The organism is Chroococcidiopsis cubana SAG 39.79 (genome assembly GCF_003991895.1).
Lineage (GTDB): Bacteria > Cyanobacteriota > Cyanobacteriia > Cyanobacteriales > Chroococcidiopsidaceae > Chroococcidiopsis > Chroococcidiopsis thermalis.
Genome location: NZ_RSCK01000005.1, coordinates 154673 through 174767, shown reverse-complemented (window position 1 = coordinate 174767; position 20095 = coordinate 154673). Strand labels below are relative to the sequence as shown.

The following is a 20095-nucleotide window of genomic DNA, read 5'->3' as shown; positions in this document are numbered from 1 at the left end:
CTAGCAAGTTCGTGTATGCTTATTGAGAAGATTTTTAATTAGCGCTCAAAACATCTGTCCAGTCTTGTTACTACCATCTTGACTGTCTCGGTGGTACGCCAAGCAGGGGCAGTTGGGACGTGGGGAGATATGCGTAAACAAGAGCAATTACTTAGCAGTTTATGTCTGGCAGCGATCGCGATCGTCGTAGCTCAACCAGTTAGGGCAGAAGAAAAAACATTACTTCAGTCACCGATTAGCACCGATTTGCTCACACAACAGCCACTGACAACAGAAGCCGCAGAAATCATACAAGTAACAGGTGTGAGGCTAAAACCCACTGCCCAAGGTTTATCAATCATTTTAGAAACTCCAACAGGGCGATCGCTACCAGCCCAGACTTTCAGCAAGGGCAATGCTTTAATTGCTGACATTCCTAATACTCAGCTAGCCTTACCAGAAGAAAGTTTTCGCGCTGAAAACCCTACCGAGGGTATTACTTCTGTCACCGTGACTCAGGTGAATGCCAATAATATTCGAGTCACCGTCACGGGAGAAACAGCAGCACCAACAGCACAGATCGTTCAAAGTGCCAGTGGTTTAGTTTTAAGCGTGACTCCTGAAACTCCAGAAGCAGCAGAAGAGGTAGATATTGTAGTCACGGCAAGCCGTGTAGCACAAGCTTTAGAAGACGTGCCGCGATCGGTGACGGTTATAGAGCGCGAACAAATTCAGCAACAGGCTAACGTCTCGCCGTCGCGTAACTTACAAGATATTCTTACTAACTTAGTGCCTGGTTTGGCTCCTTCAACTCAAAGTAGCATCAATAGCAATCAAACTTTGCGGGGGCGGACACCTCAAGTTTTAATTGATGGTGTTCCTGTCAGATCGAATTTTATTGCCCAACCTAGAGACTTGAGAAGCATCGATCCCGCGTCTGTCGATCGCGTGGAAGTGGTTCGAGGTCCCAGCGCGATTTACGGTGATGGTGGAACGGGGGGTGTCATCAATATTATTACCAGACGACCACCAGATGAAGAAGGGATCGTTTCGAGGGCAGAAGTCGGAGTTGATTTCTCAACAACAAATTCAGCAGATAGTTTTGGTAACTATTTGGAATATTCGCTATCAGGACGGCAGGGAAATACTGACTTTTTGGCGGTTCTCTCGCGCAAGCAGACAGGCGGTTTCTTTGATGCCCAAGGCGATCGCATTCCCCAATTCGCACCAACTGCCGATACTGAAACTTTAAACTTGCTGGCTAAGGTAGGGGTAGACCTCACCGACGAGCAACGCCTGCAATTGACATTTGAACATTTTGATGCAAACGAAGACTTTGGATTTATTTCCGATCCAATTGTGGCGGATCTTCCAGGAATTCAAAAAGCACGGGCGCTGCAACTCGATAATCCAGAACTCATTGGTAGTAAAAGACCTGGCAACCGCAATACAATAGTTAATCTCAACTACAGCCACGAAAATTTATTTGGTAGTCGGGTACAAGCGCAGGCGTACTTTCGTAACAGCCCCATAGTAACTACACCCGACGATCTACGACCGTTTGGTTTTGTAGACCCAGGAGTTTACCAAACCAATGTGGACAAAGAAGCGTTTGGCGGCAGACTTCAGGCTGAAACTCCTTTATCGCCAGCTTTGAGTTTGCTCTGGGGAGCTGACTATTTTGATGAGGATATTTCCCAGACGATTGAAGTTTTCGATCCAGAAGTATTCGATGCCAGCGGTAGGCGAATTTTTCAAAAAACGCGCGATGTCACTTATACTCCTCCATACAACTTTAATAGTCTCGGTTTATTTGCTCAGTTGCAATGGGAAGTCAGCGATCGCACTTCTGTAAATGGCGGAGCGCGATACGAGCGTTTTGGCTTAGATGTTGACGACTATACGGCGATCGGTTTCGGGCAGATCCCAGATCGGGCGATCGAAGGTGGTAACATCAACTTTGACGATGTTTTGTTTAATCTTGGGGCGATTCACAACATTACAGATGAAATTAGCCTATTGGCTAGCTTTGCTCAAGGCTTCTCTGCGCCAGATTTCGGCAACATCTTACGTACTCCTCCCGATGCTTTGACTTCGGTAGAAAACGATCTCGAAGTTACCAGTCCCCAAAAAGTAGATAGTTTCGAGCTGGGTGTGCGCGGTAACTGGTCTAATATCCAAGCGTCCCTAGCTGGTTTTTACAGTACCTCAGAATTGGGTATAGATTTTGTAGATAGCCCAGTTGGTTTTGAGATTGTCCGACAACCACAGCGGTTCTATGGCTTAGAAGCTACGCTTGACTGGCAAGTAGGCGGCGGTTGGGGATTAGGCGGAACAGCCAGTTTGATTAAAGGCGAATTTGAAGATGAAGATGGCGAATACTTGAATGCAAGTAGTAATGTTGCCTTTCCACCGAAGCTAACTGCTTATGTGGAACACAAAACTGACGGTGGCTGGCTGAATCGCTTGCAGTTGCTTTTTGTTGGCGATCGCGACGCTGGGTTTGAAGACGGCTCCGATCCCTTACCCATCGAGAGCTACACCACGTTAGACTACATTAGCAGCATTCCCTTACTTGGTGGCAGGCTCGCCCTCAGTGTTGAGAACTTGCTGAACGAACAATATATACCAGTTGTGAATCAGTATTTTGGCGGTTTTGGCGGAATCGACGAGATCAGTAATATTGCCGCTAGAGGTAGAACGGTTCGCCTTGGCTACTCAATTGAGTGGTAATCTCTATGACATATGAACAAATTCTTTTGTGCTGAAGCATCGCGTCAAGCTGAAGAAAACCCCATCGGTTGGGCGGCTCCCTGTCAACTTTACATATTAATAGAATGTCCGCCGCCGTGGACAGGAGATGAGTTTGCTTCCCAATCTATATCCGCTAATTTAAAAGTTTTAGTGGAGGAGATTTATCGAGCTGAGCCTGCGGCGATGGTACTGTTGATTTACAGTCACATTCTGACCAAGAAAAATTCTACCAAATTGCTGATATTTCGTCAGAAATCGGGTCTTTGTGATGGATACAGCAAGCAGGAAACTGAAGTTAATTGCATCAACGATATTGCTTTGGTTTTACAAAATTATTTGGCTAACCCGATTCAGACAGAAGATCCGCCACCGCTAACTAGAGACATCTTAATTTGTACCCACGGCAGCCACGACAAATGTTGTGCTAAGTATGGTATTCCTTTTTATCGGCAAGCCATAGCTACTGTGACTAATCTCGGTTTAGAGAACGTTCGCATTTGGCAATCGAGTCATTTTGGCGGACATCGCTTTGCACCTACAGCATTAGATTTTCCTTCAGGTCGTTGTTATGGCAGGCTGGATGCTAAATCTTTTACCTCAATTTTGACTTATAACGGCGATATCCAAGACTTAAAATCGGTTTATCGGGGTTGGGGTATTTTATCTGGTTCCGATTACCCAATTCCAGCGCAACTCGTAGAACAAGAGCTGATGCTGCGATATAGTTGGGATTGGTTTAAATACAAAGTTGCTAGTCGAATTGTCGAGCAAAATGAAGATGCCAGTTTCAACTGTGTTGAATTAATTTTTGCAACACCGGATGGCGCGATCGCTCGTTATAGAGCAGATGTAGTTGAAGATCGGAGCAAAGCTTTATATCTAATTGGAGACTGTAATGGTACAGAAGTCGAAAAATTGCCCAAATTCTATGTCAAAAATTTGACTCAATTGGAATGCGATCGTGATTGAACGGTTCTACCATTCATTCAAGTTTTGCCTGCTTGTTATCTTAACCTTTCTGACGATTGCAGCTTGTTATGGCAGGACTACTCAGCAGATGGCTTTTACCAGCGCTCAAGCCTCGACATCCTCATGCCAAGTCATTCAACATATTAGCGGTAAAACCCAAGTTTGCGGTCAACCCCAACAAGTGGTTGCACTCAGTCCGCCGTTGTTAGATATCATGTTAGCACTTGGGGTACAACCGCTAGCTTATGCTGAAGTAGATTTGTTTACAAGGCGCAAATTTGACAAACCAGAAGCACAAATTCCCTTTTTAGGCAAGTATATAACGACCAAACCGATTAACTTGGGCAGTCGCGATCGCCCCTCACAAGAATTGTTGCTGTGGCTAAAACCAGATCTGATTTTGGGCGAACCAGAATATAACAAAAATAATTACCATTTACTTGCCAAAATTGCCCCAACTTTACTATTTAGAATTCAAGAAAAAGATGATTGGCAACAGCATATTTCAGCGATCGCACGCGCACTGGGACGCGAAGAACGAGCAAAACAAGTCATTGCCGAATACAAACAACAAATTACCCAAACTAAAGCTGCACTAGCACCCATCGCAGCACAACAGCGCCGGATCTTGGTGCTGGGGTTTGGTAGATTAATTGCCGATTCTTTTGTACTCGATCCTGAAGAATTTGTTTGTGGCATACTTCAAGAACTTGGGTTTGAGATTATTACTGTTGGATCGAGAGAACAAGAGAGATTTAGTCTTTCGCTCGAAGTTCTACCGCAAATTGAAACGGATGTGATTCTCGTCCTTCCTTCTGGTAATAACACCATAGCAAACGCCCAGCAACAGTGGAGTGAAAATCCGATTTTGCGATCGCTCAGTGCTGACAGGGGTGGAAAAGTCTACTTTACTGATTTTCAACTAACTCGCATTCGGGGACCAATTGCAGCTGAAACTTTTGTCAATCGAATGCGCGAAATTTTGAAGTGAGTTGGTAATTGGTAGTTGGTAGTTGGTAGTTGGTAGTTGGTAGTTATTCACTTGCTCCCTCAGCTCCCGATCGCTCCCTCAGCTCTCTCTCCCTTGTCTCCCTTGTCTCCCTTGTCCCCCGACTTCCCACTCCCCAGTTATATGCGTAATTTTATTACTATTTGGCTCGGTCAACTCGTTTCTACATCATTGGTCTAGCTGGGATCGCGCTGATGGACATTGTGACATTTAGCGTGGCGATCGCCACAGTGTTGTTAGTACCGATCCCGCAACTACCAGTTCATACTACAGAACACCACAAGAACGCTAGTATCTGGCAGCAACTCACCTTTGGATTTCACTACATCATCAAACGTTCTGGGTTGCTAGCACTTGTAGTATCCGCTTCTTTGTTTTGGTTTGCTCACGACTTAGGCGGTTCAGTAGCTACACCGATGATTCTGGCTCGTACGGAAAATGATTCGCGAGTATTAGGTTCGATCTTCTTAGTTGCTGGGATTGGGGGTGTCACCGGAGCAGTGCTGTTGAGTGTTTGGGGTGGTCCGCGACGACGCATTCACGGCTATCTTTTGGGTATGGTAGGAGCAGGTGTAAGTAAAGCAATATTTGGTTTAGGTCAATCCCCCCAGATTTGGCTACCAGCACAATTTTGCTCGTCACTCAATTTCCCCTTGCTAGAAAGTTCTCAGACTGCCATTTTGCTAGCTAAGGTAGCACCTGAGGTTCAAGGAAGAGTGTTTGCGGCGCGATCGCTGATGTTTCAACTCGTTTCTGCGATAGCATCTTTAATTGCTGGACCGCTAGCTGACAATGTTTTTGAACCAGCAATGAAACCAGGAGGCAATTTAGCGAAATTACTCGCTGGCGTGTTTGGGACTCATCCTGGTGCGGGGATGGCAGTTATGTATGTATCCACTTCAACCTGTTTGTTGCTAGTGGGTTTAGGTGGATACGCCTGTCGCTGCCTGCAAGACTTAGACGATCGCGGATCGGATTAGCTTGGATCGATGTCTGCGAATGATGAATCCGATCTCATGGTGGCACTCAAGACTGACCTTGAGAATTAATAGCAATAAGATTATGATATTTCAACGTGCGCTAGCTCGTGCTTCGTACAAGCTCTATGTCTGAGAGTCTATTGCCATGCAGATCGGCTTTTCTGCCCAAAATATCGACGAGTTGTTTGCCGAGTGGAGTCAGAGGACTGAAGCATCTTTGCAGGTAAACTCATCTGAAACAATTCTAGAATTACCGCCCCAGATGGGCAAAGGCTGGATACGGCAAATGAGGCTCTCCAGCGAATGAGGAGATCGAAGTGGTGGTCACGGCTCAACGAACCGAAGAAGACGTACAGGATGTCCCCATCAGCATCAGAGTCTTGACAAAAGAAGAAATTGAAGATGCAGATATCATCACCTTGGAGGACATCGCTCAAAGTACGCCTAACTTTTCGGTTTTCAACGCCACCGGAAATCGCTATTTCAGTTACTACAGCATTCGAGGACTGTCTTTTGAGTTGAATGGAATGGTAAGTTACGGAACCTATAACGATTGAAATTTACGAGCAAGTGTCGGCGGACCACTCGTTGAAGATCGGCTGTTTTATCGGTTGGCGGGCAGCTATGGATCGGCAGATGGATATTTCAGTAACATATTTCTAGACGATCGCTTGGACGAGCGATCGTTATCAACGTGCGATTGGGATACGAATTTGAGAATTACGGCATTTATTTGTTTGGCAACAATATTTTCGATCGCGAGTATCTTACTGCTGCCTTTGGGCTTTCTGGCTCAACAACGGGTCAATATGGCACGCCTACAACTTATGGCCTTCAATTTAGAGCGCAATTTTAGAGTTGAAGGAGCAACACGCGCTGGGGACATTACCACTTTTGGATTGTTTGTTTTCAATAGTTGCGGTAATTTTGTGCGAGCCAACGAGTACCGTTAGGATTGATTGTAAAATCTATAGCAATCCTAGATAAATCGTGAAATCGATTGCCCATGTAGAGACGTTACATGTAACGTCTCTACATGGGAAACGTTAATCACCCAGTTTGTTATTTGAACTCTTGACAAATCCGCCAGCAAATGCAGACAAATATAGGTTTGATTCAGTCGCTGTTAAAGAACCGAAATTTGAAATTGATGGCGTATTTCTACCACCAGTTGAGGAAAGTCCTGGTGTGGTGTATTTTTGTGAGGTGCAATTCCAGAAGGATGAAAGGCTCTATGAAAGGGTATTTGCGGAATCCTATTTATATTTCTACCGCAATCGTGACAGGTTTAGTAACTTACAAATAGTCATAATATATCCGTCCCGCAGTCTCGAACAAAGCGATCTTCTCCCCTACTTAAGTCAGCTCAACAGCCCACAGGTAAATCGGATATATTTGGATGAATTGGGTGATATTCGCTCCTTACCCGTATGGGTGGCATTGATGGTTCTGACTACGTTAGAGGAAAGCCGCACCACTGAGGAAGCAAGGTATTTGCTAGCTAGAAGTCAACAGGAAACTTCTCAGCTAGCAAATCGCGCCATAATAGATTTATTAACGACGATAATGGTGTACAAGTTTGATAGTAAAAGTCAAAGGGAGGTAGAGGAAATGTTAGGCATTACACTCAAAGAAACACGGGTTTACAGAGAAATTAAGGAAGAAGGACGAGAGGAAGGCGAAAAATCTCTCGTTTTGCGTCAATTATCTCGACGGGTGGGAGAATTGCCGCAAGAGGCGCGATCGCGCATTGAATCTCTTTGTTTGGAACAGTTAGAAAATCTTGGTGAAGCTTTGCTTGATTTTACCAGCATAACCGATCTACAAGCCTGGTTAGAAGCACTTGAGAGCTAACTGTTCTTCGATCGCACAGCAATATTTGCGATCGAGAAGTCAGTAGTTGGCGATCGCTTTTTTTAGTGTTGTTTTAATTGTCACAACCTTCAAAGAGTGTTTTAGATATTGATCTTATTTTAAAATTAGTTGACTAAGTATTTGAATAAGTCATCAATAACTGCATTCATTGCCAAAATATCAAAAGCGTACCAGTGGGCAGAATCGACAAGATAAACCCGATTTCGTTGAACCACATTCAGCTTTTGCCACAGTGGATCTTTTTGTAACCTTTCTATTGCTTTTTTACCTGCTTCTTCTCTATAGGAAAGGAATAAAACATCACCATCAATATCAGACAAATTTTCCTGAGAAATCCGATCTTTTGTGAAGAAATCTCCGCTTTGTGCAGGTGGGCGTTGTAATCCAACGTCATTTAAAAGTGCGCCAGTAGGATGTTTTATTCCATAGGTGTATATTCCATAAGTTCTATCTACAGTGGCAACTGATACTTGCATTTGGAGACGGCGATCGCCCAACGCTTGTTTAAGTTGTTCAATTCGTTGCCGATAGCGATCGATTAATTGTTGACTCTTCTGTTCTTTATCCAAAACTTTAGCAACGTCTTCTAAATGCTTTTGCCAAGGAGGAGGGGGACTAGGATTATCCAATACAACAGTAGGCGCAATATCAGATAGCTGTTTATAAATATTTTTAAACCGAGTAGTAGATAGAATTAGATCGGGTTTTAGTAACAAAATTCTTTCTAAGTTTGGCTGAAATCCAATATTTTCTACTCCATCTGCTTTGTCTTGAAGATGTTCTGGAAAAGAGTCGCCTGCATACCAAGCAGTTGCAATAGGTTTAGTACCTAATGCTAAGGTGCTACGAAAAGTAGCCATCCACAAAGTTACTACTTGTTGAGGATGGCGAGGAATGCACGTTTTACCCATTGCATGTTGTACAACTTGGCAATCTTCTCGCAGTTGTTTTGGGCTTGTAATACTATAATTAATGTTTCTGCTACAAGCCGAAGTCAGTGTAAATGCCAAAACTGCCAATAACAATAGATAGATAAAGCGACGCAAAGAAATTCTCATAGGTATGTATCATTCAAAATTCCCAAGAAATTGTACCTACGAATGTCAATGGATCGCCCGGGATAACACGATTTATGTTTTGAGCAGAGACAAAATAATCAACATCGAACAAATTCTGAATATTAAGCGAAGCTCGGAAGTTATCTCGTTCGTAGAATATCGCAGCGTCGGTGCGTGTATAACCTGGTAACGTAAATGTATTTCCCAACTCACCTTGACGATCTCCATAGTAAAAGACTCCTAGACCGAAGCCCAATCCTTCTAAGCTGCCGGACTGAATTTCATAAGTTGTCCATAGGTTGAGCGCGTGTTTCGGCACATTACTCAGTTGATTACCAACTGGAAAGTCATTGTCTTCAGTAATTTCTGCATCGGTAAAAGCATAGCCTGCAATAATATTCCATCCTGGCAAGATTTCACCGGAAACATCAAACTCAATCCCACGACTTCGCTGTTCTCCAACTAAAATACTTCGGTTCGGATTATTAGGATCGGGTGTTGGGAGATTGGAACGAGTTAAGTCATAAAATGCTAGTGTTGCAGCCAATTGGTCAGTGAGATCGGCTTTGATACCAATTTCATACTGTGTACCTCGTTCTGGATCGGTCTCCGCAGGAGCGAATCCACTGGATGTTGAATAGTTGAATGAACGGCTGTAGCTAGCATAGAGCGAAATCGGTTGAATAGGCTGGTAAACAATTCCAAAACGGGGGCTAAAAGCCTCTGTTTGTTTAAAGTCATCTATTTGTTCAAATGGTTCCTGATATTTTTGATTAGCAATATCAAAGCGTCCACCCAAAAGTAGCTTCAAGTTTTCGGCTAAGGTAATTTGGTCTTGGAGATAAATACCGAATTGCTGCACTCTATCTTTGTTAGCCTGCGGTGTAAAAGTCGGGTTGATTGGAGTACGCCCATACACAGGGTTAAAAATATCAAGGGGAGCATAATTTAAGCTGAGATTAGATTTATAATCAATATCAGTTCTTCTGAGATTAAATCCTGCTACTAGTTGATGTTTGATACTACCCGTAGCAAAGTTACCAACAATGTAATTGTCAAGATTGTAGGTATTTGCATTGTATTCAGTATCATCCTCTTGTCCTCTATTTAGGGTACGTCCATCACTCTGCAATGCTAGTGGAAATACAGTATCTCGTCTTAGGCGAAATAAGGAAGTCCGAAAAACGCTTCTTGCTTGCCAGTCTTCACTAAAGCGATGTTCCAAATCATAGCCGATACGAAATACCTCATTTGAAACTTGATTAAAGTCAGGCTCACTCACAAAACGGTTACGAGGAATCCTACCATTAGGGTTAGGCAAAACACTGCCCCGTGGAGGAATTCCAAAGTCGTAGGTTCCCTCTGACAGGAGATACTCTGTTGCTAATGTCAGCTTGGTTTTGTCGCCGAGCTTAAATGCCAAACTTGGTGCAATTAAGTAGTCTCGGTGCTCATAAAAATCAATAAAGCTTTCCCTGGTTTGAGCCGAAGCATTTAGGCGATACAGTACCGTTTTGCTTTCATTCAATGGACCGGATAAATCAATCGCACCACGATAAAGATTGTAGCTGCCAGCAGAAGCCTTTACGGAATAGAAAGGATCGGGCAATGGCTGCTTCGTGACCAAGTTGATTCTACCACCAAGCCCACCTTGACCGAATAGAACTGAAGCAGGTCCTTTGAGAACTTCAACCCGTTCAATGTTAGACCCAAATGCTATTTCTGAAGCTGTGGGATCTGGCAAACCATTGATTAGAATATCACTAGATGCATTAAACCCTCGAATATTGATAATATTGAGCGGATCGCGAGGTGAGCGACCACCTAGCACAACACCAGGTGCATTCTTTAGTACTTCTACTAGACGAGTAGCTTGCTGGTCTTGGATAACCTCTTGGGGGATGACTTGAATCGACTGAGGAATATCCCGCAAAGGTGTATCAGTTCTGGTTCCCACACTAGCATTTGGCACGCGATACCCATCTTGTTCGCCCGTCACAACTATCTCAATTGACTCATCATCCGCTGCTGATGGTTGACTTGGCTGTTCTTGTTCTGGTTGTTGCGGCTGTTGTGCGGAAGTTGCAGTAGTTGTAATGCCAAAAATCAATCCCTCGTTTGGACTGTCCAACAATTCGACAGTTGGGACACCCGCCTCACCCGTCACCGTCACCCGAATAGTATTAGCGTCCAGATTTATAACTGTTATTTCAGTAATACCCTCAACAGGTTGTTGAGAACTGAATGTAAAGGCATCGCCAGTTGACAAGCGCAATTGGGCGTTAGGAATATCAGCAATATAGTTATTTCCTTGACTGCGATCGCTGATTTGCAGTTGTTCGCCTTGGGTGGTTTGTAAAATCACCTCTACACCTTTATCAGTGGGATTAGCCTGCACTCCCGTCACTTGTGTAACTTTTTCTTGGGAAGGGCGGTTAGTTGGTGTTGATGATTGCGAGAGCAAACCTTCAATATTAGTGGCTGGAAATCTAACTTCATTTAAGTGAGGAATATATGTAGTTAATTTTTGGTTATCCGATTCAACTTGAGCTAAAACAGGCTGACTGACAGCAAAGCTGAAAATGTATCCTATCAAGCCGAGTACTAGCCATGAATTCTGTTTGGGCAGAACTATCCAACCTTCGATCTTGCTCATCACACCACAGTTATTGAAATTTCAATAAAAATTTGGCTTATTGCGTATAGTTGTTAATTGCAATAAAGCATAGTGTAAAGAAGCACTGGGGTTAGAGTCTATTCCAAAACGGCATTACAGTCGCAAAACGGCATTACGAAGGTAAAATACTTCTCTTTCCTGACAAACATTCTCTGGGTGTAATGCCAAATTTTCTTTTAAAGGCAGCCGCAAAGTGTCCTTGCTGAGAATAACCGCTCAAATTGGCAACTTCTGCAACACTCAGCTTACCAGATCGCAAAAGTTGTTCTGCTTGCTCCATACGTATATTGGTGAGATAGCCAAACACCGTTGTGCCAAACATTTCCTTAAATCCGCGCCGCAGATTGCGATCGCTCACTCCAACAATTTGCGCCAATTCCAACAATGACGGCGGATTTTCCAAACGTGCCGACAAAATTTCTCTAGCGTAATGAATCCGGCTAATAGTATCTGCCTTTAGTCGCGGCGATGGTTGTGTTCCATTTTGAGCAGATAATATAGGAGCTAATTGCAACGCCATTAGTTCCAACACCTTCCCTTGTAAATACATTCGCTTTGTCATTCCCTCGTAAGGACAGTTGATAATTTGCTGTGCTATTCCTTGAATAGCCGTTGTAGTTTCGGGGTAAAGCAAAGTCTGCCAATCATTACCCTTTGCCAATAGACGCAACTGGTGGGGAATTTCCCCAGCTTCATCAGGGAAAAAAGTTGCCAGCAACTCAGGAGGCATATCGAAATCAATACCCACATATCGAGTTTTGAGTAACTGCGTAGTCATTTGGCGTTGAACGCCACTACCAGAGATACACGTATATCCTTCTCCTAACTGCCCCCCGTATTCGTCTGTGATTCTACCTGAAAGGTAAACTAAGAATTGCAATGGGTGATCCCACTCAGGGATTTTGATTAATATATCATCGCGATATTTATAGTCCACAATCATTAGCCAAAAGTGGGGATACACCTCAATAAGTCGCGCATAGCCTTTACCCAGTTGCTTAGGCATTTCGCGGACGATTTCAAATGGCTCTGGTTTTGGTTTTTGTAGACTGTTGGGGTTAGCTTCTGCCCATAGTTCCCAATCCTCGTACATCGTCAGGGTAATTGTCATAGCTAGCAAATGGGAGATCTGTTAGATTTGATGATAATAAATTTCAATAAATTAGAACGCGATCGCCCGATACAATTTGCTTGAGGGCGTTGCTAAACGCGATCGCCCTCAAGCAAAACATTAAGCTGAAACTAAGAGATCCCTTTGCAATAGAAAAAATCCGTTTCGCGTCAGACGCGATCGCCAGCGGTCGTGTATAGTTTCTTTTAATTAATTGAGAATCGCTGTCAAAACCTGTACTACATCTACAAGAATCGCTGATTGAACGCACGCGATAAAACTAATCCGCCCGCTCTAGTACCAGTACCCAGTCGCGATCGCGCTCGTGGGATGGCGGAACGAAGCGTTTCGTGCCAGCCGCAGCGAATTCGCCGATCGCCTGCCAAGTCCCTTGACGCGGGTTAAACCAGCGTGCTTTCACCCGCTCGCCTGAAATTTTATCCATTTGAATTGTTACAGCATTACTAGTTGGAAGATAGAGCATGACATAGCTGCCATCAGCATTCCGTGTCGCCTGAATGCGATTGAGTTGCTCTCTCTGCCCGTTTGCGATCGAGGAGCGATCTGGAATCCGCGTTAGAAACGGTTGCGACTCCATCAGATTGCGTAAATATGTCATTTGACCCGCACCTGGCGCATCGAGGGATTTGAACCACGGGATGTCCGCACCTCTCCCCAGATGTTCGCCTTCACGAACCCAACCAATAAAGCTACGATGACCGTAGGTATGACCGAAGCCACCAGCAAACACAGCCCAGTATGCCGCTTTGCGAACGTGCCAAGGCTGAATTCGCTTGTCCGGTGGCGCATTCCTGCTCAGAGAAAGTGAGTTTTCGTATGCAACTTCGGCATCCAGCGTTGGCTTCGGCGGTTCTTTTGCATAGTCTGCGGCGATCGTTTTGTAGTTACGAAACTCGAAAGAAGTTGTGGTTTGAATCATGTTAAAGTCGAGCCACTTTTCCTGGTGCAGATGGCGCGAAGACGAGCGACCGCCACCGCGAGGGTGGTAAGTCATCAATGTCGTGCTGTAATCTGCTTGCCCGTCAAATCGCGCGTCGCCGTTCGTACCATCCGCAATTCCCTCGGCTATGGCGCGGGTCATTCTCAGTCGTTCTGGATTGTCAACGTCCCGCTCGCGCACCGGATCTCCGCCCATCACCCAAATCAAGTGCGATTTATGCCGCCAACGGTTGCCAAGGAAATGTCCGTAGCGATAAGCAATCGCAGGGTTCTGAACTATTGGGTCGTGATTCGGCACGTTGTTAGCCCAAATCGGCAGCAGAGCCAGATAAAGTCCGTGCGCTTCAGCCTGGGCAACAAACCAGTCAGCCATGTCCCAATAATCGTTGTTAGCACCGTTAGCAATTTGAGGTCGGGCAAAGTTGCCTCGGATAAACGCCGCTTGACCGTAAGCATTTGTACTCTCGGCGTTCCTAACCAAACGACACTGAATCACGTTGAATCTCTTGGCGGCGCGATCTTCGAGATAGCGTAACACGGAAGGTTGATTGTGCGCATCCTCGCGCGTTGCCTTCTGAAGAATTGCCCACGACGTATCGCCCAGCCAAAAGAAAGGCGAACCATCCTCTTTCACCAAAAACCGACCGTTGTGACTGACACGCAGTTGGCTCAATTTACTCGTTCGCGCTCCTGCCATGACAGTATTGCAACTCGATAAGAGGAAACAGACAGCGAGCGGTAACATCCAAAGCAAAAAACGTCTCATAGTTTTCTAGCCCCTGGGTTCAGTCGAGTCCAAAATTCTAGGGTTGCAACAGCTCAAACAACTGTTGTTTGCCTTTTTGTAGATATCGAGTGACAGTCATCGGACTCACACCAAGGTATTGAGCTGCTTTTTTGCGAGAAAATTGCTGGAGGAAGACCAATTCAACTGCCTTGCGAGTATTTTCTTCCAACTGGTTCATAGCGAAGCGCAATTGTTGCCGCTCTTCTTCTGGCTGTAAAGTGCAAGAACGTCGCTCTGCTATGGTATCGGCTAGTTGAATCTGACCATCGGACTCTCGAACCAACGTACTATCTAAACTGAAGACGCGGCAATTTTGAATGGCTAATTGGCTTTCTCTCCATTCTGACAGCGAGACGTGCAGCGAGCGCGCAATCTCTAAATCTGTCGGAAGACGACCGAGAGAAGAAGTTAATTGTTGGTAAACTTTTTGCCCGCGAGCGTGAAGCTCTTGCCAGCGGCGGGGGATTTTTACCACTCCGGCGCGATCGCGGATAAAATGTAAAATTTCACCGCGAATATAAGGAATTGCAAAAGAACTAAAAGCATATCCTCGAGCGGGATTAAAGCGCTCGATCGCGCGAATCAAACCGAAGTATCCAATCTGCTCTAAATCTTCATAAGGTTCGGGAGAGCGATGGTACAGTTGACGCGCCATCTGGCGTACTAACCCAGCGTGCCTTCTCACCAGTCGATTGCGTAACCAGAGCGAAGGCTTTTGATAGTAAGAAATCAACAGCTCGATCTCATTACAGTAGACGTTAGTTTGAGTCACCACCATAAAACACCTCAATCGCGAACGTTATCGAGCGACCACCGCAGAAATTTGAGTCGAGCCGAGAAAGTTCTCGGTCATGCGCTCCATCTTTTGCAGCGGCTCGCTTGAGAGATTCTCGATCGCCACGATCGCTCTCGCACGTCGAGCGCTGCTAGCAAATGTTACAAGCGCTCTGAATCTGACTTTCGGCATCTTTGCTTTTGGCTTATTCTCTACTCATACTAAAAGCTTGTCAATTGCACACAGGTACGGAAAAGTTCAGGAGCGATCGCTTGTGATGATGTTAGCCCGATGGCGCGCCCTGTTTGCTCGCTCTCTAGATTGCACGTCTTTTGACTGACGAGCGTGGTTTTCCTGCCGTGCGACAACGAGCCGCCGTTGCTGCCGATGTATTTTTCCCTCTGCTTCTAACCGCTGAAGGATTGTGGTCACCGTGACCCGATTCGTCCCCAGCGTCTGAGCCAACTGCTGATGGGTGAGCGGCAGATCGAGCAAGCGACCGTTTTCCACGTCGCAACCGAATTTTTGACTCAACCACATGAGGAGCTGCCATAACTTCTGAGATAGGGGATTGAGATGAATAATGCTCAGGAGTTCTTCGGTTTGCTGCTGCTGGTGAATGATGGCATCGGTGAAATGCGATCGCTGAGTGTAGGAACAGCAGCTGATAACGACATCTGTGAGGCAGTGGATTTCGTAAGGTCGCACTCGTGACAATCGGTGTCCCACCACATCTCCCACTCCCCAATAGCCCAAGCAAACTAGCTCGCCTTCAGCAGTCCAAGTCATACTACAGACGACACCTGATTCGATCCGCCATAAAACTTCGCTGTGTTCTGGCAGCTGCGCGCGACGCTTCCATTGCTGTTGGAACGGTGGAGTGATTAAGCCAACGAGCGGACTTGACTGTTGCATAAAACTCCATCAGTTGGGCTTTTTGGTCAACTCATTCGTGACTAGCAGCCGCTACAGCTAGACTTGTTGGTACACCGCCTCGGATGCGACAAACAGACCGAGCGGAACTCGTCACTTCACATCGGTAAAGTATCAAGGAACTAACCGAGAGCGTAGCTATGAAATTCATCCAAAGAATAGTTATATTTGCTCAAGTCACGCAAGCTACTTCAGATACCGAATCAAAAACTCTTTCTTTAGATAGAGGCGTAACAAAAGATTCAGTATTAAATTGCACGTTCCTACTTTACAAAATTTTATTCTCGACTTGACTAGATTGACAAATTATATAGGCTTCTCTCAGGTAAGGCTCTCAAATTTTTGGAATTGCTACCTAATCCGTTGCGCTCAATCTGTAGCTATTTTTCTGAAAAAGTTTCGCTTGCAGAATCGAAAAAATTGCTCTAACTTGTTTGCGGAAATTTGAGAGTAGTTATTGTAGTTGCTTCAAAAGTCAAGCAAAAAGTCTTCAGCAGGTAGAAGTCATATGACAGAAGTATTGAAGCTTAATTCTAAAAAAGGCGCTGGTGTTTTATGAAGATGATTTGGTTTGATCCAAAAGAACATAAGCATGTAATGTCTGGCAGGAATAAATACATAACCGCCCGAGCGAACTTTACCGCATGAGAAATTATGCACATACCCGATCTTTACCGCGTCACAATCGGTCGCCTCGTTGCCGCTGTTCATCCAAAGAAACATCCGAAGCTCTTATTCTTCTGCTGTGCGTTTATCCTCAGTGCGATTCTGCCATTTTCTTTCGCCTGCGCCGACTTGAAGACCGACGTGCCGCAGCGAGGAGGCGGGAATGTCATCTTCGGCGTGAACGACGGCACTGGGTACGACGACTCCCAGAAGTTCAGTCAGATGGTGTCAGGGCGCATCTCTGCCCTTGGGCTCACCGCAGTCCGCACCGGAGCAGACAAGATGAAGTGCGAACGGGAGGGGGAGCCGTGCGATTTCTCTCGGCGCGACGTAGTAATTCAAGAACACTTGGCTAAAGGGTTAGCCCTTCACATGGTAATCGCTTTCAGGTGGGAACTCGATGTCGCCGGATACGAACCCATCCAGTGGACGAAGAACTATGCCTGGAAATGCGGTCAAGTGGCTCACCATTGGAAGGATACGGTGCGCTACTACATAGTGGATAACGAACCAGATATTCGCGGTCGAGATGCCAAGCGAGGTCCCGAGACACCCGCAACCGTCGTCCGTATGCAAAAAGCCTGCTACGAGGCAATCAAGCGGGTAGACCCAGGAATACTCGTCGAGTCTGCACCCGCGACCAGACCGAACACCGAATACAACCGCGCTCTCCTCAAGGCAGGTATTGGAAAATATGCCGATCTCATCGGCACTCACATGTACGGCGGTCAGCTCAGGGAAGATGCGATCGCGACACTGCGCAAATGGATGGCGGAGTTCGGTGTCAACAAGCCGGTGGCGATTAGCGAGTGTGGGTCGGACCCTAACTGGTTCAACCCAGGCGGCTCCGATGGAGAGTGGAAGGGTCAGCACGGGCGAGAGGCGCGGGCGCTATGGCTGCGGGACATGGCTGCCTACGCTCGGCGCCAGAAACTCCACAACGTTCTGTTCTTCAGCATGTTTAGCATTCATGGAGATTGGGAAATGGATAAGGATCGGGCTGCTCTGGCGGCGCTCAAGGACATCGGACACGGGCGATTCTAGCGAGATCGTCTGACTCAGTCTATATCGAGCGCTTCTCCCAACCGAAACGCTCGATATAGACTGGGGAAAGTCAACATCACTCAGCAGCATAGACAAAGCTATTCGTCGATCTCGTTTGGCGTTATGCCAGATATCTGCGTAAGTGTTCGGCAAGCACTCGGACGTGAGGCTTTTGCAGCATAGTCAAGTGGTTACCAGAAATGTAGTGAACTTGCACGCCAGATCTTGACAATTGACTCCAACCTAAAGTTGGGTCGTGAGATTTTTTTTGCAATTCGGTAGTTCTAAATAGGGCGATCGCTAGAGGGTAAGGTCGAGGTGTATACTTCAAGGTAGCTCGGCTATTGGCAGAAAAAATCTTCATCAGTCGATGAATGGTTAACTCGTCCAGCATTCTTAAAACAGCCGATCGTGGAAGGAGATGGCTAATAGTTGTTCGTTCTAGGGAAGATAGCCATGCGTGAGGAGTCAAAATTTTTTTCATTGTAGAAATTGGATTTGAAGTGCGTAGGCGATCGCTATTATCGTTTCTAGAACGCGCCAGGCGATCGCGAAGCAGCGACCAGTAATCCCGAACAAAAGGATAAATAGAACCAGGTACGGTTGTCAGGAGAAATTTCAAACCATCGCCCCAGGAAACTCGATTGCTAGAAATAGGAGCGATCGTATCTAGGATTGCCAAGAAACTCACTTGCTCTCCTGCTTGGTGTAACTGTTGCGCCATCTCATAGGCAACTAAACCGCCAAAAGACCAACCGCCTAGCTGATAAGGACCGTGCGGCTGAATTTGACGCAGTGCTTCGATGTAGCTCGCTGCCATCTCCTCAATGCTGGTTAATGGTGGGTGCAAACCGTCCATCCCAAAAGGTTGCAGTCCGTAAAAGGGCTGTTCGGTTCCTAAATGACGCGCCAACTCGTAGTAGGGCAGAACAACACCGAAAATTGGGTGAATACAGAAGAATGGCAGCTTAAAACCTAAAGGCTGGAGTGGTACAAGGGGCGATCGCTTAGAATTACGTTTAGGCTTTCCCCATTTCTGAATCAGAGGCGCGAATTGCTCAACAGTTGGCGCACCAAAGAGATCGGACAATGGTAATTTTTGCTCGAATTGCCGCTCTACCTGCTCCAATAACTGGACTGCCAGCAGGGAATTTCCACCTAATTCAAAAAAGTTGTCCTCAATACCCACTTGCTCAAGCTTCAGGATATTTGCCCAAAGTGTTGTTAAGGTTGCTTCAATGGCAGTTTTAGGAGTAACAAAAGGACGCTCTGGACTACTGATATTAGACTTCATTAAGGTATTTCGATCCACTTTACCATTAGGAGTTAGTGGTAGGGATGGCAGCACTACAAAAGCTGAAGGGATCGAGTAGTCTGGTAATTTTTGCTTGAGAAAGCAGCGCAAGTCATTTGATTTTGGATTTTGGATTTTTAATTTTAAATTTGATAAATTAGTCTCTACATCAGGAACAATATAAGCAACTAAACAATAATTGCTCGATCGATCTTCCTGTGCCAAAACTACAGCTTCTTCTACTGCTGAGTGTTGTAATAGCAGGCTTTCAATTTCTCCCAATTCAATGCGGTAGCCGCGAATTTTCACTTGGCGATCGATGCGTCCGAGATATTCAAGATTACCATCGATTAGGTAGCGGGCAAGATCTCCAGTTTTGTAAAGGCGGTTGGTAATGGGTAATGGGTAATTGGGTTCTTTCTCCCTCAGCTCCCCCCGCCTCCCCAGCTCCCCTAGCTCTCTTCCCTTGCTCCCTTGACAAATAAACCGTTGAGCAGTCAATTCAGGACGGTTGAGGTAGCCTCTTGCTAAACCGACTCCGCCAATGTATATTTCACCTGGAATACCGATGGGTTGGGGTTGGAGGTGGGCATCGAGGATGTAGATTTGAGTGTTAGCGATCGCCCGACCAATAGTTGTATCTTTACGATCGCTTACTTCAGCGATCGTAGACCAAACAGTTGTTTCCGTCAGCCCGTAAGCATTGAAGAAATGGCGATCGCTTGTCCAACGGGCTGCAATTTCCGGCGAACAAGTTTCTCCAGCAGAAATTAGAGTTTGCAAAGCTGGCAATTGAGTGGGTGATAAAGTCTTCAGTACGGCAGGCGGAAGGGTAGCATGAGTGATGGCGTGATGCCGTAGATACGAAATCAACTCCGATCCTAGACGTGCTGCTTTTGGCACTAGATATAGGGTTGCTCCTATTACCCATGCCATGACAATCTCGAAGATAGAAGCATCAAAGCTAAGGGAAGCAAATTGGAGAATTCGATGCTCTGGTTTGAGATCGAAGGTGTGAATTTGCGCTTGGGCTAGATTGCACAGTCCGCCATGTTCGACTAAAACCCCTTTGGGTTGTCCGGTCGAGCCGGAAGTGTAAATTATATAGGCAAGATTTGCGGCAGTTACACCACTGTTTATGTTTTCCCCGCTTTGTTGAGCAACGATTTCCCAATCGCGATCGAGGTAGAGTGGTTGAAGATCCCCCCAACCCCCCTTCAAAAG

General features: G+C 45.7%; 17 protein-coding genes. 9 read left to right on the top strand and 8 right to left on the bottom strand.

Translation table 11 applies throughout. The features are described from left to right. Window positions 1-90: 90 nt before the first annotated feature. From DSM107010_RS05425 to DSM107010_RS05395, 8 genes are all read left to right on the top strand, one after another. Window positions 91-2712 (top strand): TonB-dependent receptor domain-containing protein, encoded by a 2622-nt coding sequence (locus DSM107010_RS05425; protein WP_127022526.1) that lies wholly within the window; start codon window positions 91-93, stop codon window positions 2710-2712. A 12-nt stretch (window positions 2713-2724) separates the two neighbouring features. Then, the gene (locus DSM107010_RS05420) at window positions 2725-3702 is read left to right on the top strand and encodes a sucrase ferredoxin (RefSeq protein ID WP_106167870.1); all 978 of its coding nucleotides are present in this window, start codon (window positions 2725-2727) and stop codon (window positions 3700-3702) included. An 88-nt stretch (window positions 3703-3790) separates the two neighbouring features. Then, the gene (locus DSM107010_RS05415) at window positions 3791-4693 is read left to right on the top strand and encodes an ABC transporter substrate-binding protein (RefSeq protein ID WP_106167871.1); all 903 of its coding nucleotides are present in this window, start codon (window positions 3791-3793) and stop codon (window positions 4691-4693) included. Window positions 4694-4854: 161 nt separating this feature from the next. Next, window positions 4855-5691 carry an MFS transporter gene (locus tag DSM107010_RS05410; protein WP_127022523.1) on the top strand — a complete coding sequence of 279 codons (837 nt, stop codon included), beginning with the start codon at window positions 4855-4857 and terminating at the stop codon, window positions 5689-5691. A gap of 145 nt (window positions 5692-5836) precedes the next feature. Beyond that, a complete protein-coding gene (locus tag DSM107010_RS38175) occupies window positions 5837-5998 on the top strand; it encodes a hypothetical protein (protein WP_015154590.1) in 162 nt (53 codons plus the stop codon). 10 nt (window positions 5999-6008) lie between these two features. Then, entirely contained in the window at window positions 6009-6248 is a 240-nt protein-coding gene (locus DSM107010_RS05405) for a TonB-dependent receptor plug domain-containing protein (protein WP_158631738.1), read from the top strand. A gap of 54 nt (window positions 6249-6302) precedes the next feature. After that, window positions 6303-6644 (top strand): hypothetical protein, encoded by a 342-nt coding sequence (locus DSM107010_RS05400; RefSeq protein WP_106167874.1) that lies wholly within the window; start codon window positions 6303-6305, stop codon window positions 6642-6644. Window positions 6645-6750: 106 nt separating this feature from the next. After that, entirely contained in the window at window positions 6751-7545 is a 795-nt protein-coding gene (locus DSM107010_RS05395) for a DUF2887 domain-containing protein (RefSeq protein WP_106167875.1), read from the top strand. A gap of 125 nt (window positions 7546-7670) precedes the next feature. Here the strand turns inward: DSM107010_RS05395 and DSM107010_RS05390 are convergent, their stop codons facing one another. The 7 genes from DSM107010_RS05390 to DSM107010_RS05365 form a co-directional block, all read right to left on the bottom strand. Beyond that, window positions 7671-8624, bottom strand: a complete 954-nt coding sequence (locus tag DSM107010_RS05390; protein WP_106167876.1) for an ABC transporter substrate-binding protein — start codon at window positions 8622-8624, stop codon at window positions 7671-7673. 13 nt (window positions 8625-8637) lie between these two features. Next, complete coding sequence (locus tag DSM107010_RS05385; protein WP_106167877.1) at window positions 8638-11280, bottom strand: TonB-dependent receptor; 2643 nt, start codon at window positions 11278-11280, stop codon at window positions 8638-8640. Between the two features lie 133 nt (window positions 11281-11413). Then, on the bottom strand, window positions 11414-12412 hold the full coding sequence (locus DSM107010_RS05380) for a helix-turn-helix domain-containing protein (protein ID WP_106167878.1): 999 nt from the start codon (window positions 12410-12412) through the stop codon (window positions 11414-11416). Window positions 12413-12692: 280 nt separating this feature from the next. Beyond that, complete coding sequence (locus tag DSM107010_RS05375; RefSeq protein WP_106218776.1) at window positions 12693-14138, bottom strand: glycoside hydrolase family 140 protein; 1446 nt, start codon at window positions 14136-14138, stop codon at window positions 12693-12695. Between the two features lie 37 nt (window positions 14139-14175). Then, window positions 14176-14937, bottom strand: coding sequence for a sigma-70 family RNA polymerase sigma factor (locus DSM107010_RS05370; protein ID WP_127022520.1), 762 nt, complete (start codon window positions 14935-14937; stop codon window positions 14176-14178). Between the two features lie 21 nt (window positions 14938-14958). Beyond that, complete coding sequence (locus DSM107010_RS38170; protein ID WP_158266024.1) at window positions 14959-15126, bottom strand: hypothetical protein; 168 nt, start codon at window positions 15124-15126, stop codon at window positions 14959-14961. A 66-nt stretch (window positions 15127-15192) separates the two neighbouring features. Then, entirely contained in the window at window positions 15193-15849 is a 657-nt protein-coding gene (locus tag DSM107010_RS05365) for a Crp/Fnr family transcriptional regulator (RefSeq protein WP_015154597.1), read from the bottom strand. A gap of 672 nt (window positions 15850-16521) precedes the next feature. Here DSM107010_RS05365 and DSM107010_RS05360 point away from each other — a divergent pair. Beyond that, window positions 16522-17577, top strand: coding sequence for a hypothetical protein (locus tag DSM107010_RS05360; RefSeq protein WP_106167429.1), 1056 nt, complete (start codon window positions 16522-16524; stop codon window positions 17575-17577). A 121-nt stretch (window positions 17578-17698) separates the two neighbouring features. On the opposite strand, the gene DSM107010_RS39405 is transcribed toward DSM107010_RS05360, so the two are convergent. After that, the coding region (locus DSM107010_RS39405) for a non-ribosomal peptide synthetase (protein ID WP_199755411.1) at window positions 17699-20095 on the bottom strand (2397 nt) is incomplete at its 5' end.

Coding starts and splice junctions, on each gene's coding strand:
- DSM107010_RS05390 (WP_106167876.1), bottom strand. CDS start 8,624: ATGAGAATTTCTTTGCGTCGCTTTATCTATCTATTGTTATTGGCAGTT.
- DSM107010_RS38170 (WP_158266024.1), bottom strand. CDS start 15,126: ATGCCGAAAGTCAGATTCAGAGCGCTTGTAACATTTGCTAGCAGCGCT.
- DSM107010_RS05385 (WP_106167877.1), bottom strand. CDS start 11,280: ATGAGCAAGATCGAAGGTTGGATAGTTCTGCCCAAACAGAATTCATGG.
- DSM107010_RS05365 (WP_015154597.1), bottom strand. CDS start 15,849: ATGCAACAGTCAAGTCCGCTCGTTGGCTTAATCACTCCACCGTTCCAA.
- DSM107010_RS05370 (WP_127022520.1), bottom strand. CDS start 14,937: ATGGTGGTGACTCAAACTAACGTCTACTGTAATGAGATCGAGCTGTTG.
- DSM107010_RS05375 (WP_106218776.1), bottom strand. CDS start 14,138: ATGAGACGTTTTTTGCTTTGGATGTTACCGCTCGCTGTCTGTTTCCTC.
- DSM107010_RS05360 (WP_106167429.1), top strand. CDS start 16,522: ATGCACATACCCGATCTTTACCGCGTCACAATCGGTCGCCTCGTTGCC.
- DSM107010_RS05380 (WP_106167878.1), bottom strand. CDS start 12,412: ATGACAATTACCCTGACGATGTACGAGGATTGGGAACTATGGGCAGAA.
- DSM107010_RS05415 (WP_106167871.1), top strand. CDS start 3,791: ATGGCTTTTACCAGCGCTCAAGCCTCGACATCCTCATGCCAAGTCATT.
- DSM107010_RS05420 (WP_106167870.1), top strand. CDS start 2,725: ATGAACAAATTCTTTTGTGCTGAAGCATCGCGTCAAGCTGAAGAAAAC.
- DSM107010_RS38175 (WP_015154590.1), top strand. CDS start 5,837: ATGCAGATCGGCTTTTCTGCCCAAAATATCGACGAGTTGTTTGCCGAG.